The organism is Brevundimonas lenta (genome assembly GCF_014196335.1).
Classification (GTDB): domain Bacteria; phylum Pseudomonadota; class Alphaproteobacteria; order Caulobacterales; family Caulobacteraceae; genus Brevundimonas; species Brevundimonas lenta.
Genome location: NZ_JACIDM010000002.1, coordinates 618017 through 631200, shown reverse-complemented (window position 1 = coordinate 631200; position 13184 = coordinate 618017). Strand labels below are relative to the sequence as shown.

Sequence of the window (13184 nt, the reverse complement as noted above, 5' to 3'; positions counted from 1 at the left end):
CAGCGGAAGCTAAGAACCCGCGGGCAGAGGTCGATCCGGTCGAACCCTGGCCCTGAATGCAGAACGGCCCCGGCGATCGCTCGCCGGGGCCGTGTCCGTTTCGGAGAGGAGGTCCTTACCAGATGCGGGCGCGCGCTTCCGGAGCCAGGTACTGCTCATCGCCCGGCTTCACGCCGAACGCCTCGTACCAGGCGTCGATGTTGCGAACCGGCACGGCGGCCCGGTACTGGGCCGGGGCGTGCGGATCGACGGTCACCTGCTGGCGCAGGGCCTCGTCGCGGATGTTCTCGCGCCAGACCTGGGCCCAGCCGAGGAAGACCCGCTGGTCGCCGGTCAGGCCGTTGATCACCGGGGCCGGCTGGCCGTTCAGCGACATGTGGTAGGCGTCCAGCGCCATCAGCAGACCGCCCAGGTCGGCGATGTTCTCGCCCATGGTCAGGTCGCCGTTGACGTTCGAGCCTTCCAGCGGGGCCAGGGCCGAATACTGGGCGCCCAGAACGGCCGCGCGCTGCTCGAACTTGGCGCCGTCCTCGGCCGTCCACCAGTCGCGCAGCACGCCGTCGCCGTCGACCTTGCGGCCCTGGTCGTCGAAGCCGTGCGTGATCTCGTGGCCGATGACCGCGCCGATGCCGCCGTAGTTCACCGCCGGGTCGGCGTTCGGATCGAAGAACGGCGGCTGCAGGATGGCGGCCGGGAAGACGATCTCGTTGCGCGGGGGGTTGTAGTAGGCGTTCACCGTCTGCGGGGTCATGCCCCACTCCAGCGGATCGACCGGACGCTTCAGCTTGCCGAGATTCCAGGCCCAGTCGAAGGCGTTCGAGCGCTCGACGTTGCCGTACAGATCGCCCGGGATCAGCTGCAGGCCGTCATAGCTGCGCCACTGGTCCGGGTAGCCGATCTTCACGCCGAAACGGCTCATCTTGTAGAGGGCCTGCTCGCGCGTCTCCTCGCTCATCCAGTCGAGGTGCTTCAGGCGCTCGGTCATGGCGGCGCGCAGGTTGGCGACCAGGGCCTCCATCTGGGCCTTGGACTCGGCCGGGAAGTGACGGGCCACATATTCCTTGCCCAGCGCCTCGCCGAGCGAGCCGTTGACCAGCGACACGCCGCGCTTCCAGCGCGGGCGGTTCTCCGGTTGGCCGCTCAGGGCCTTGCCGTAGAAGTCGAAGCGGGCGTCAACGAAGGGCTGCGACAGATAGGGCGAGGCCTGGTCGATGACGTGGAAGGCCTGCCATGACTGCAGGGTGGCGATCGGCGTCTCGGCGAAGACGCGGGCCATGCCCGGATAGGCGCTGTCCTGCGACTGCACGATGCGCGGCGCGTCCTGGATGCCGGCGCCGGTCGCCCAGGCGTTCCAGTCGAAGCCCGGCGCGTTACGGGCCAGGTCGGCGAGGGTGGTCGGGGCGTAGCTCTTCTCGATGTCGCGGCTCTGGACCTGGGTCCAGTGCTGCTCGGCGATGCGGGTCTCGAAGGCCATGATGTCGGCCGCCGCCTGCTCGGGGTTCGGCCAGCCGGCCAGCTCCAGCGCCTTCGTCATATAGGCGAGGTAGGCGGCGCGCTGCGGGGCGAAGTTTTCCTCGAGGTAGTAGTCGCGGTCCGGCAGGCCGATGCCGCCTTGCACGATGTAGGCGCTGTGCTCGTCCGGGTCCTTCAGATCCTCGGCGACATAGATGCCGAACAGGCTGGAGCCGAAGCCGCCCTGGGTGCGGCCCATCAGGGCGGCGATCTCTTCGCGGGTGTCGGCGGCGCGCACCTCGGCCAGGTCGGCCTGCAGCGGGCTGGCGCCCAGCTGGTTGACCGTCGCCTCGTCCATGAAGCTGGAATAGAAGGCGCCGATACGGGCGGCCTCGGCGCTGGACGTCGGATTGGCGGCGCTTTCCTCGATCAGGGCTTTCAGGTTCTCCTGCGAGTTGTCGTACAGCATGTCGAACGCGCCGTAGGACGTCTTGTCGCCCGGGATCGGCGTGTTGTGCAGGTAGGTGCCGCTGGCGTAGCGGTTGAAGTCGTCACCGGCGGAGATGGACGTATCCATGCCGCCGACGTCGAAGCCGAACTGGCCGATGGCGGGGTTGGTCGCGGCCGGGATCTCGACGATCGGGGGCGCCGACTGGGCGGCCGCGGCGGTCGCGGCGAGGGTGAGAACGGCGCCGGCGGCGCAGGCCATGAGGCGGATTTTGAGCATGAAAGCCCCCAGTGGAATTGCTGGCGGCAACCTGACTCAAGCCCGGCGCGCTGTCGCCGGAAAAGGCCTTTGATTACGAACTTCTAATGCAAGCCGCGACAGAAGGCGGCCAGCGCCCGCGGATACAGCCGATGCTCGGCCGTCAGCACCCGCTGGGCGAGGGTTTCCGGCGTGTCGAACGGCAGCACCGGCACCGCTTCCTGGTCCAGAACCGGGCCTTCGTCGACGCCTTCGTCGACCAGATGCACCGTGCAGCCGGCCTCCTCATCCCCCGCCGCCAGCGCACGGGCGTGGGTGTCCAGGCCGGGATATTTCGGCAGCAGGCTGGGGTGGATGTTCAGCATCAGCCCGTTCCAGCGCCCGACCAGCCAGGGCGTCAGCAGGCGCATATAGCCGGCCAGGGCCACCACCTCGACGCCATGATCCATCAGCACCGCGTCGATCGCCCGCTCATGCGCCTCGCGATCCTTGCCGAACAGGCGATGGTCGACGGCCATGACCGGCACGTCCAGGGCCGCCGCGACGGTCAGGCCGCTGGCGTCCGGCTTGTTCGAGATCACCACGGCGACCTCGAACGGGGCGTCGGCCGCGCGCGAGGCCTCGATCAGCGCGGCCATGTTCGACCCGGCGCCGGAAATCAGGATCGCCGTGCGGACGCGGCGACGGGCGGTGTCGGTCATGGCGCCGCTCAGGCGGCTTCCAGCTGGCCGCACACGAAGGCGACCTCGCCGGCGTTCAGCAGGGCGGCGAGCACGGGCTCGGCGTTCTCCGGCGCGACGACCAGGATGAAGCCCACGCCGCAGTTGAAGGTGCGGCGCAGCTCGTGATCCGAGATGCCGCCGACTTCGCCCATCCACTGGAACACCTGCGGCATCGGCCACGCATCCCAGTCGAACGAGGCCTTCAGGCCCTCGGCGATGCAGCGCGGCGGATTCTCGATCAGGCCGCCGCCGGTGATGTGGGCCGCGCCCTTGACCAGGCCCGCCTTCATCAGCGGCAGCACCGGCTTCACATAGATGCGGGTCGGCTCCATCAGCGCCTGGGCCAGGGTGCGGTCCTTGGCGAAGGGCGCGTCGGCGTCCCAGCCCAGGCCGGACTTCTCGACCACCTTGCGGATCAGCGAATAGCCGTTCGAGTGCGGGCCCGACGAGGCCAGGCCGATGATGACGTCGCCGGCCTGCTGGCGATCCAGGTAGGGCAGGGCGTGGCCGCGCTCGACCGCGCCCAGCGAGAAGCCGGCCAGGTCGTAGTCCCCGCCGGCGTACATGCCCGGCATTTCGGCTGTCTCGCCGCCCACCAGCGCACAGCCGGCCTGACGGCAGCCCTCGGCGATCCCGGCGACGACGCGCTTGGCGGCGTCGATCTCCAGCTTGCCGGTGGCGTAGTAGTCGAGGAACAGCAGCGGCTCGGCGCCCTGGGCCAGCAGATCGTTGACGCACATGGCGACCAGGTCGACGCCGACGCCGTCATGACGGCCGGTCTCGATGGCGATCTTCAGCTTGGTGCCGACGCCGTCCGTCGTGGCGACGATCAGCGGGTCTTCGAATCCGGCCGCCTTCAGGTCGAACAGGGCGCCGAATCCGCCCAGCGACGCCTCCGCGCCGGGGCGGCGGGTCGACTTCGCCAGCGGCTTGATCGCGTCCACCAGCATCTCGCCGGCGTCGATATCCACGCCCGCGTCGGCATAGGTAAGGCCGTTACGAAGGCTGTCGGGGGTGTCGCTCATCGGTCACGGGCCTGAATCAGAGGGCGGAATTGTGTCGCGGCTCTTGCCACAACGGGCGCGCGCGGGGCTATAGCATCCGAATGACGCCGATCACCACCACCGACGCTCTGCGCGACTTCTGTGCACGCCTCGCCACAGCTCCCTTCATCACCGTCGATACGGAATTCATGCGGGAGACGACGTACTGGCCCAAGCTGTGCCTGATCCAGGCCGCTTCGCCGACGGACGCCGCCATCATTGATCCGCTGGCGGAGGGCCTCGATCTGGAGCCCTTCCTCGAGCTCCTGCGCGACGAATCGATTCTCAAGGTCTTCCACGCCGCCCGCCAGGACGTGGAAATTTTTGTGAAGCTGGGCGCGATGCCCAAGCCGATGTTCGACACCCAGGTCGCCGCCATGGCCGCCGGCTTCGGCGATCAGGTCTCGTACGAGGCCCTGGTCCGCCAGATGCTGCGCCAGGAAGTCGACAAGGGCAGCCGCTTCACCGACTGGGCCCGCCGGCCGCTGTCCGAGGCGCAGCTGGTCTATGCGCTCGGCGACGTGACCCATCTCGCGGCCCTGTTCCCCAAGCTGCGCGATCGTCTGAAGAAGGACGGCCGCATCGACTGGGTCACCGCCGAGATGGAGGATCTGACCGATCCGGCGCTGTACGACACCGATCCGGAAAAGGCGTGGAAGCGTCTGAAGCCCAAGAAGTACGCCGCCAAATATCTCGCCGCCTTCGTCGCGACCGCCGTCTGGCGCGAGCGCGCGGCCCAGGAGCGCGACCAGCCGCGCGGCCGCATCCTCAAGGATGAGGCGATCGACGAGATCGCCGCCCAGGGTCCGACCGACCCGGACGCCTTCAACCGCCTGCGCTCCGTGCCCAAGGGCTTCGGCGCCTCGCGCCTCGGTCTGGAGCTGACCGCCGAGCTGAAGCGCGTGCTGGCCGATCCGGAGGCGCATGCGCCCAAGCTGGAGCGTCCGTCGCACAACCAGCCTGCGCCGCCCTCGGTCGTCGAACTGCTGAAGGTCCTGCTCAAGGCCAAGAGCGACAACGCCGGCGTGGCCACCAAGCTGATCGCCAACGTCGCCGACCTGGAGAAGATCGCGCTCGACGACAACGCCGACGTCGAGGCTCTGCACGGCTGGCGCCGCCAGCTGTTCGGCGACGACGCCCTGAAGCTCAAGCGCGGCGAAATCGCCCTGGTCCTCAACGGACCGCGGGTCGAGGTCGTCGAGATCGAATAGAAAAAGGGCCGCTCCATCGAGCGGCCCTTTCCTTTTAGGCCACCGTGGCCTTGACGATCTTGCCCGGCTTGCGGGGCGGTTCGCCCTTCGGCAGGGCGTCGACGTTGTCCATGCCTTCGATCACTTCGCCCCAGACCGTATACTGGCGGTCGAGGAAGGTCGCGTCGTCCAGGCAGATGAAGAACTGGCTGTTGGCGCTGTTCGGATCGCTGGTGCGGGCCATCGAGCACACGCCGCGCACGTGCGGCTCTGCCGAGAACTCGGCCTTCAGGTCCGGCTTCTTCGAGCCCGAGGTGCCGGTGCCGGTCGGATCGCCGCCCTGGGCCATGAAGCCCGGGATCACGCGGTGGAAGACCACGTCGTCGTAGAAGCCTTCCTTGGCCAGCTCGGTGATGCGGGCCACGTGGCCCGGCGCCAGGTCGGGGCGCAGCTTGATGACCACGTCGCGCTGTTCGCCGTCGCCGGTGTCCAGCGAGAAGGTCAGGGTTTCATCGGTCATCGGTACGCTCCTTGTGAATTGTCGCGGGTCCATAGCCCGCAAAGCCGGTCGCGGCTATGTGGGATGCATGAGCGAAGACGAAAAGCCCGTCGAACGCCGCCGCATGGTCAAACCGCCCACGGGCGGAACGGCTGCAGGCCGCGGCATGGGCACCAAGATGAAGACGGCGGACACCAAGTCGATGTCCAGCCAGCAGTGGATCAAACGCCAGCTGTCCGACAAATGGTCCGAGCGCGCGCGGGCCGAAGGCTGGCGCAGCCGCGCCGCCTTCAAACTGCTGGAGATCGACGACCGCTTTCGCCTGATCAAACGGGGCAGCCGGGTCATCGACCTGGGCGCGGCCCCCGGCGGCTGGGTCCAGGTGGCGCTGGAACGCGGTGCGACCTCGGTCGTGGGCGTCGACCTGCTGATGATCGAGCCGATTCCCGGCGCCACCCTGATTCAGGCCGACTTCACCCATCCGGGCGTCGATCAACAGATGATCGACCTGCTGGGCGGCCCGCCGGACCTGGTCCTGTCGGACATGGCCCACAACACCGTCGGCCACCGCCAGACCGACCATCTGAAGATCATCGCCCTGATCGAGATCGCGGCGGACTTCGCCATCCGCACCCTGAAACCGGGCGGCAATTTCGTCTCCAAGAACTTCCAGGGCGGCGACGCCGGCGGCGTGCTGGCCCGCCTGCGCGCGGAGTTCGAGACGGTGAAATACGTCAAGCCGGCCTCAAGCCGGAAGGACAGCGCCGAGGTCTTCCTGGTCGCGCTGAACAAGCGTTGAAGCCTTGCGGGGAGGGCAATTCCCTCCCCGCGGCCAGACCTACCGGCGTCAGGCGCAGGATTCGTAGTAGTACAGCACGTACTCCGTCCGCTCGCCCCAGCCCCACTGGTTGGCGCCGCAGGTGATGCCGCTGCCGCCGACCGTGACGTTGTAGGTGGCGTCCGAGAAGTATTCCCGTTCGATCGAGAACGCAGGCGCGGCGAGAGCTGCGCCGAAGCCGACGCCGGTCGTGGTGGCCAGCGCAAGGACGGCGATCTGGGCGGTACGCACCACCGTGGATTTGAGGGTCTTCACGTTCATTGCATGGACTCCCTGTGCCCGGAAGCGGGCCTCGCCACCGTAGTGGTCAAGGTTGTCGGACTGCAATCTCAAAGAGTATTATTGCAACCCGACGTGATCGTCAGGCCTGCGCCAGGTCCGCCGCGCGCTTCGCCTTCTTCGCCTCGATCCGCGTCCAGATGCGGTCGTGGATCGTGAAGAACACCGTCTGCACCAGCGGCTCGGTGATGCCGATGGCCAGCGCCACCCGGATGTTCTGGGTCAGCGCATAGGCCACCGTCACCGCCACGGTGAAATGCATCAGGCCGTAGGTGACGGTCTTCAGCGCGATCTGCTTGAACGAGCGGGGCAGGGCATGGCTGTGCCCGTGGTGGCCGTGACCGTGGCCGTGGGCCCGGGTCTGCTCCTCGGGGGTCATGACCTCCAGGCGCGCGGTGAAGGCCTCGGCCGCCTCCTCTACGTTCGACAGCATCCGCCGCCGTTCGACGCGGTGCCAGACGCGGTCGTGAATCGAATAGGCGATGGTCTGGAAGAAGGGCTCGACCACGCCGACCGCCAGCGCCAGCCGCCAGTCGCGCGTGATGGCGAAGGCGACCAGGATGGCGACCACCAGGTGCATGACGCCATAGCTCGCGATCTTCAGGGCGAGGCGGCGGGCGGTGCTGATCAACAGTCGGACCATGAAGTCTTCAGATGTGGGGCCGGCGCCGCAACAGGCAAGGCAATTGTTCTTATCCTGTCGATAGGACGCAGGCGGCCCTTGCGGTTCCCGGCCTTCCACCGCTATACGCGGCCCGCAAAACGGAGACTCCTCATGGAGATACGCGAAGGGCTCACCTTCGACGATGTTTTGCTGGAACCCGGCCCGTCCGAGATCATGCCCGCTGAAGCGGATGTCTCGACGAAGCTCACCCGCGACATCAGGTTGAACATCCCTGTGACCTCGTCCGCCATGGACACGGTCACCGAAAGCCGGCTGGCCATCGCCATGGCCCAGGCCGGCGGTCTGGGTGTTCTTCACCGCAACCTCTCGGTCGAGGAACAGGCCGACCAGGTTCGCGAGGTCAAACGCTACGAAAGCGGCATGGTCATCAATCCGGTGACCATCAATCCCGAGACGACTCTCGGCGAGGTCCGCGCCATCGTGGCCCGCAAGAAGATCTCGGGCTTCCCGGTCGTCGATCCGAAGTCGGGCAAGCTGGTCGGCATCCTGACCAACCGCGACATGCGCTTCGACACCGATCCGAACCGCAAGGCCGCCGAGCTGATGACGACCGGCGAGCTGGTCACCGTCCGCGAAGGCGCCGGCCGCGAGGAGGCGCAGAACCTGCTGCGCACTCGCAAGATCGAACGCGTCATCGTCGTCGACGACTCCTATCGCGCGGTCGGCCTGATCACGATGAAGGACATCGAGAAGGCCCACGCCTTCCCGAACGCCGCCAAGGACGAGCAGGGCCGCCTGCTGGTCGGCGCCGCCTCCACCGTCGGCGACGCCGGCTTCGAGCGCTCGATGGCCCTGGCTGACGCCGGCGTCGACGTGGTCGTCATCGACACCGCCCATGGCCACTCGATCCAGGTCGCGCGCGCCGTCGAACGGGTGAAGCGGGAATCCAACCGCCTTCAGGTCATCGCCGGCAATGTCGCCACCTATGAAGCCGCACGCGCCCTGATCGACGCGGGCGCCGACGCCGTGAAGGTCGGCATCGGCCCGGGCTCGATCTGCACCACCCGCATCGTCGCGGGCGTGGGCGTGCCCCAGCTGACCGCCATCCTCGAAGCCGTCCGCGCCGGACGCGCCTCGGGCGTGCCGATCATCGCCGACGGCGGCATCAAGTATTCGGGCGACTTCGCCAAGGCCATCGCGGCTGGCGCCTCGGTCGCCATGATGGGCTCGATGTTCGCGGGCACCGACGAAAGCCCGGGCGAGGTCTTCCTGTACCAGGGCCGGTCCTACAAGTCGTACCGCGGCATGGGGTCGGTCGGGGCCATGGGCGCCGGCTCGGCCGACCGCTACTTCCAGAAGGAAGTCGAGGACACGCGCAAGCTGGTCCCCGAGGGCATCGAGGGCCAGACGCCGTACAAGGGGCCGATCGCCCCGGTGCTGCACCAGATGGTCGGCGGTCTTCGCGCGGCCATGGGCTATGTCGGCGCCGCCACCATCGCCGACTTCCAGGAACGCGCCCGCTTCGTGCGCATCACCGGAGCCGGTCTGCGGGAGAGCCACGTCCACGACGTGATGATCACGCGCGAGGCGCCGAACTACCGTCAGGGCTGAGAAGGGAGGGCCGGCAGGCATGGATATGACGCCTGAGTTCATCATGCTGGCCTTCACCCTGATCCTGGCGCTGGTCCAGATCGGGCTGGCGACCGTGGTCCGGACCTCGGAGCTCGGCGCCAAATGGAATGCGGGACCGCGCGACGCCGAGGTCCCGCCGCCCGGCAAGCTGGCCGGCCGCCTGATGCGCGCCCAGGCCAATCTGTTCGAGACCCTGCCGATCTTCGCCGCCGCCGTTATCATGGCGCATATCGCGGGTAAGGACGGTTTCCTGACCGCCCTCGGCGCTCATCTCTATTTCTTTGCGCGGGTCATTTACGTCCCGCTCTACGCCTTCGGCGTTCCATACATCCGCACCCTGGTCTGGCTCGTCGCCGCCGCCGGTCTGGTGATGGTCCTCGCCGCATTGTTTGTTTGAAAGCCTGAATTGACCCCAGCCGCCCGCCTCGCCGCCGCCGCCTCCGTTCTGGACAGCATCGCCCAGGGCCGCGCCCCGGCCGAAGTCGTGCTCAAGGCCTGGGGACAGACCAACCGCTACGCCGGGTCCAAGGACCGCCGCGCCGTCGCCGACCGCGTCTACCGCGTGCTTCGCGCCCGCGGCCGTCTGGTCTGGGCCATGGGCGGCCGCGAGGACGGCCGCGCCCTCGTCATCGGCTCGCTCAGCCTGATCGACGGCCTGTCGCTTGAAGAGATCGAGGCCCTGCACTCGGGCGACGGCTACGGCCCGCGTCCGCTGTCCAAGCAGGAACGCGCCCGCCTGACGGCCGGCGAAGGCGATCTGCCCGGCTGGGTGGCCGCCGGCCTGCCCGAGTTCGTGGTCGAGGACTTCAAGACCACCTTCGGCGACCGCTGGACCGAAGAGGCCCGCGAGCTGATGGCCCCGCGCGCGCCGATCGACCTGCGCGTCAACAGCGCCCGCGCCACCGTGGACGGCGTGAAGGGCGAGCTGACGGCCGCCGGCCTGACGCCCGAGCGGACGCCGTTCTCGACCTGGGGCCTGCGCCTCCCGTCCGAGCCGCCGCCCAACGTCCAGGCCCAGGACGCCTTCAAGGCGGGCCAGATCGAGATCCAGGACGAAGGCAGCCAGATCGTCACCTGGCTGGCCGGCGCCGGCATCCCGTTCACGCCTGACACCATCGTCGTCGACTATTGCGCCGGCGGCGGCGGCAAGACCCTCGCCCTGGCCGCCCAGGCCCTGCCGCAGGCCAAGCCCGGCGCGGTCGCGCCGAAGCCGGCCGGCTGGTCGCCCACCGGCGGCGAAGAAGGCGCCGGCGGCAAGCCGAAGGTCGAGCTCGCCGCGGGCATGAAGCTGATCGCCTGCGACGTGGTCCAGAAGCGCCTCGACAACATCCGCCCGCGCCTGCAGCGCGCCGGCGTCTCCGCCGATCTGCGCCTGCTGGGCCAGAACGGCGGCGGGGTCGAGGACGTCAACGGCAAGGCCGACCTGGTCTTCGTCGACGCCCCCTGCAGCGGCTCCGGCACCTGGCGCCGCCGTCCCGAGGACGCCTGGCGGCTGAAGACCGACGAGGTCGAGCGCCTCCATGCCCTGCAACTGCGCATCCTCGACCAGGCCGTCCACCTGGTGAAGCCGGGCGGTCGCCTGGTCTATGTCACCTGCTCGATGCTGACCGGCGAGAACGAAGCCACCGCCGACGCCTTCGAAGCCGCGCACCCCGGCTTCATCCCGGTCGCGATCTCCGACCTGCTCAGCACGCCGACCCTGACCGATGCCGCCCGCGCCAAGCTGGCGAACGCCGCCAGCGGCCACCGCCTGCGTCTCTCGCCCGCTTCCACCAACACCGACGGCTTCTTCGCCGCCGTCTACGAGAGGACGGCGTGAACGGGAGCTGGTCCCTCCAGACTTACGGCGATCTTTCCGTCCTCTGCGTGATGGCGGCGCCGGTCGAATACGGCCCGGCGCTTCGCGCGCGCATCCAGCCCCTGATCACCGGCGTCGGCCCTGTCGAGGCCGCCGTCGCCCTGGCGGCGACCCTGGCGCGCCTTGAGGCGTCCAGCCATCAACCGGACCTGATCGTCTCGCTCGGCTCCTGCGGCTCGCGCGATCTCGAACACGCGGCGGTCTATCAGGCCTCGTCGGTCAGCTACCGCGACATGGACGCCCGCGTCCTCGGTTTCGAGAAGGGCGTGACGCCGTTGCTCGACCTGCCGCCGGTCATGACCCTGCCGTGTCCGGTGCCCGGCCTGCCGACCGCCCGGCTGTCGACCGGGGCCAATGTCGTCTCCGGCGCCGCCTATGACGCCGTGGACGCCGACATGGTCGACATGGAGACCTTCGCCCTGCTGCGCGCGGCCCAGACCTTCGGCATCCCGCTGGTGGCCCTGCGCGGCGTCAGCGACGGCCGCTCCGAGCTGACGAAGCTCGAGGATTGGACCTCCACCCTGCATCACGTCGACTCCAATCTGGCTGACGCCCTCGATCGCCTCGCCGCCGTGCTGACGGCCGACGGCCTCGTCGCCCTTGATCCGGGCGTCCCGAACCTTCAAGACCCCGCCCATTCCACGCCGACCCCGAATCTGGAACGCCCATGACCACGCCCGTCCACCAGAAGGTCCTGATCGTCGACTTCGGCAGCCAGGTCACCCAGTTGATCGCCCGCCGCCTGCGTGAGGCGAACGTCTATTGCGAGATCCATCCCTACGCGAAGGCTGAAGCGGCGCTGGCGGCCATGAACCCGGCGGCGATCATCCTGTCCGGCGGACCGGAGAGCGTGCACGAGGAGGGCAGCCCTCGCGCCCCGCAGTCCGTCTTCGACGCCGGCGTGCCGGTCCTGGGCATCTGCTACGGCGAAATGACCATGTGCGAACAGCTCGGCGGCAAGGTCGAGGGCGGCCACACCCGCGAGTTCGGCCGCGCCGCGATCACGGTCGAAAAGGCCTCGCCCCTGCTGGCCGATCTGGCGCCCGTCGGTGAGGAAGAGACCGTCTGGATGAGCCACGGCGACAAGATCGTCGCCATCCCCGAAGGCTTCGATGTCGTCGCCTCCTCGGCCGGTTCGCCCTATGCCGTCATCGCCGACGAGACCCGTCGCTTCTACGGCGTCCAGTTCCACCCGGAGGTGATGCACACCCCGCGCGGCCACCAGATGCTCAAGAACTTCACCCACGGCATCGCCGGGCTGAAGGGCGACTGGACCATGGCTGCCTATCGCGACGAGAAGATCGCCCAGATCCGCGAACAGGTCGGTTCGGCCAAGGTCATCTGCGGCCTGTCGGGCGGCGTCGACAGCTCGGTCGCCGCGGTCCTGATCCACGAGGCCATCGGCGACCACCTGACCTGCGTCTTCGTCGACACCGGCCTGCTGCGCAAGGACGAGGCCAAACAGGTCACCACGCTCTTCCGCGAGCACTACAACATTCCCCTGATCCACGTTGATGCGTCGAAGGAATTCCTCGGCGAACTGGCCGGTCAGTCGGACCCCGAAACCAAGCGCAAGACCATCGGCCGCGTCTTCATCGAGATTTTCGATCGCGAGGCCTCGAAGATCGAGGGCGCCGAATTCCTCGCCCAGGGCACCCTCTATCCCGACGTGATCGAGAGCGTGTCGTCGTCCAGCGGCAAGGCCCACGTCATCAAGAGCCACCACAACGTCGGCGGCCTGCCGGACTATATGAAGCTGAAGCTGGTCGAGCCGCTTCGCGAGCTGTTCAAGGACGAGGTCCGCGCCCTCGGCCGCGAGCTCGGCCTGACCGACGCCTTCGTCGGCCGCCACCCGTTCCCCGGACCGGGCCTGGCCATCCGCATCCCCGGCGAGATCACGCCCGAGGCCGTCGCCACCCTGCAGGACGCCGACGCCATCTATCTGGACGAGATCCGCAAGGCCGGCCTCTACGACGATATCTGGCAGGCCTTCGCCGTCCTGCTGCCGGTCAAGACCGTCGGCGTCATGGGCGACGCCCGCACCTATGAGAAGGTGCTGGCCCTGCGCGCCGTCAGCTCGACCGACGGCATGACCGCCGACTTCTTCCAGTTCCCGTGGGATGTGCTGGGCAAGACCGCGACCCGGATCATCAACGAGGTCCGCGGCGTCAACCGGGTCGTCTACGACGTGACGTCGAAGCCGCCCGGAACGATCGAGTGGGAATGATTCAGAGCCTTCTGAATCTTTTCAGAGCGCTTCCGAAAGTCGCGCTAAAACACTGACTTATAAGAAAAATGATTTCGCAGCCTCTCGGTATCATTCGAGGGGCTGCTTTCGTC

General features: G+C 68.2%; 13 protein-coding genes. 7 read left to right on the top strand and 6 right to left on the bottom strand.

The genetic code is table 11. The features are described from left to right. Positions 1–115: 115 nt before the first annotated feature. From GGR12_RS10660 to purM, 3 genes are all read right to left on the bottom strand, one after another. On the bottom strand, positions 116–2179 hold the full coding sequence (locus tag GGR12_RS10660; protein ID WP_183204384.1) for a M13 family metallopeptidase: 2064 nt from the start codon (positions 2177–2179) through the stop codon (positions 116–118). 83 nt (positions 2180–2262) lie between these two features. After that, a complete protein-coding gene (gene purN, locus GGR12_RS10655; protein WP_183204383.1) occupies positions 2263–2859 on the bottom strand; it encodes a phosphoribosylglycinamide formyltransferase in 597 nt (198 codons plus the stop codon). A gap of 8 nt (positions 2860–2867) precedes the next feature. Continuing rightward, positions 2868–3905, bottom strand: a complete 1038-nt coding sequence (gene purM, locus GGR12_RS10650) for a phosphoribosylformylglycinamidine cyclo-ligase (RefSeq protein WP_183204382.1) — start codon at positions 3903–3905, stop codon at positions 2868–2870. An 80-nt stretch (positions 3906–3985) separates the two neighbouring features. Between purM and rnd the strand changes: the two genes are divergently transcribed. Then, on the top strand, positions 3986–5134 hold the full coding sequence (gene rnd, locus GGR12_RS10645; RefSeq protein WP_183204381.1) for a ribonuclease D: 1149 nt from the start codon (positions 3986–3988) through the stop codon (positions 5132–5134). Positions 5135–5168: 34 nt separating this feature from the next. Here rnd and GGR12_RS10640 read toward each other — a convergent pair whose 3' ends face one another. Further along, positions 5169–5633, bottom strand: a complete 465-nt coding sequence (locus GGR12_RS10640) for a peptidylprolyl isomerase (protein ID WP_183204380.1) — start codon at positions 5631–5633, stop codon at positions 5169–5171. Between the two features lie 67 nt (positions 5634–5700). Here GGR12_RS10640 and GGR12_RS10635 point away from each other — a divergent pair, with 67 nt between their 5' ends. Further along, entirely contained in the window at positions 5701–6411 is a 711-nt protein-coding gene (locus GGR12_RS10635; RefSeq protein WP_183204379.1) for an RlmE family RNA methyltransferase, read from the top strand. Positions 6412–6459: 48 nt separating this feature from the next. Here the strand turns inward: GGR12_RS10635 and GGR12_RS10630 are convergent, their stop codons facing one another. Together GGR12_RS10630 and GGR12_RS10625 are read right to left on the bottom strand one after the other, a co-directional pair. Further along, positions 6460–6711, bottom strand: a complete 252-nt coding sequence (locus GGR12_RS10630) for a DUF6289 family protein (protein WP_183204378.1) — start codon at positions 6709–6711, stop codon at positions 6460–6462. A 100-nt stretch (positions 6712–6811) separates the two neighbouring features. After that, complete coding sequence (locus tag GGR12_RS10625; RefSeq protein WP_183204377.1) at positions 6812–7372, bottom strand: DUF2061 domain-containing protein; 561 nt, start codon at positions 7370–7372, stop codon at positions 6812–6814. Between the two features lie 132 nt (positions 7373–7504). On the opposite strand from GGR12_RS10625, the gene guaB reads away from it, so the two are divergent. Genes guaB through guaA form a run of 5 tightly spaced genes read left to right on the top strand, consistent with a single transcriptional unit; the run spans position 7505 to position 13071 of the window. Continuing rightward, complete coding sequence (gene guaB, locus GGR12_RS10620) at positions 7505–8965, top strand: IMP dehydrogenase (RefSeq protein ID WP_183204376.1); 1461 nt, start codon at positions 7505–7507, stop codon at positions 8963–8965. A 19-nt stretch (positions 8966–8984) separates the two neighbouring features. Beyond that, positions 8985–9383: an MAPEG family protein gene (locus GGR12_RS10615; protein WP_246328846.1), complete on the top strand. Its 399-nt coding sequence runs from the start codon at positions 8985–8987 to the stop codon at positions 9381–9383. A gap of 9 nt (positions 9384–9392) precedes the next feature. Further along, positions 9393–10805 (top strand): RsmB/NOP family class I SAM-dependent RNA methyltransferase, encoded by a 1413-nt coding sequence (locus tag GGR12_RS10610; RefSeq protein WP_183204375.1) that lies wholly within the window; start codon positions 9393–9395, stop codon positions 10803–10805. After that, entirely contained in the window at positions 10802–11515 is a 714-nt protein-coding gene (locus GGR12_RS10605; RefSeq protein WP_343053213.1) for a 5'-methylthioadenosine/S-adenosylhomocysteine nucleosidase, read from the top strand. Before GGR12_RS10610 ends, GGR12_RS10605 begins: the two co-directional genes overlap by 4 nt. After that, positions 11512–13071, top strand: a complete 1560-nt coding sequence (gene guaA / locus GGR12_RS10600; protein WP_183204374.1) for a glutamine-hydrolyzing GMP synthase — start codon at positions 11512–11514, stop codon at positions 13069–13071. Before GGR12_RS10605 ends, guaA begins: the two co-directional genes overlap by 4 nt. Positions 13072–13184 lie beyond the last annotated feature (113 nt).

What these genes read in the sequence shown, in the direction of transcription:
- purN (WP_183204383.1), bottom strand. Translation starts at nt 2,859, where the DNA reads ATGACCGACACCGCCCGTCGCCGCGTCCGCACGGCGATCCTGATTTCC.
- rnd (WP_183204381.1), top strand. Translation starts at nt 3,986, where the DNA reads ATGACGCCGATCACCACCACCGACGCTCTGCGCGACTTCTGTGCACGC.
- GGR12_RS10640 (WP_183204380.1), bottom strand. Translation starts at nt 5,633, where the DNA reads ATGACCGATGAAACCCTGACCTTCTCGCTGGACACCGGCGACGGCGAA.
- GGR12_RS10615 (WP_246328846.1), top strand. Translation starts at nt 8,985, where the DNA reads ATGGATATGACGCCTGAGTTCATCATGCTGGCCTTCACCCTGATCCTG.
- guaB (WP_183204376.1), top strand. Translation starts at nt 7,505, where the DNA reads ATGGAGATACGCGAAGGGCTCACCTTCGACGATGTTTTGCTGGAACCC.
- guaA (WP_183204374.1), top strand. Translation starts at nt 11,512, where the DNA reads ATGACCACGCCCGTCCACCAGAAGGTCCTGATCGTCGACTTCGGCAGC.
- GGR12_RS10635 (WP_183204379.1), top strand. Translation starts at nt 5,701, where the DNA reads ATGAGCGAAGACGAAAAGCCCGTCGAACGCCGCCGCATGGTCAAACCG.
- GGR12_RS10630 (WP_183204378.1), bottom strand. Translation starts at nt 6,711, where the DNA reads ATGAACGTGAAGACCCTCAAATCCACGGTGGTGCGTACCGCCCAGATC.
- GGR12_RS10660 (WP_183204384.1), bottom strand. Translation starts at nt 2,179, where the DNA reads ATGCTCAAAATCCGCCTCATGGCCTGCGCCGCCGGCGCCGTTCTCACC.
- GGR12_RS10625 (WP_183204377.1), bottom strand. Translation starts at nt 7,372, where the DNA reads ATGGTCCGACTGTTGATCAGCACCGCCCGCCGCCTCGCCCTGAAGATC.
- purM (WP_183204382.1), bottom strand. Translation starts at nt 3,905, where the DNA reads ATGAGCGACACCCCCGACAGCCTTCGTAACGGCCTTACCTATGCCGAC.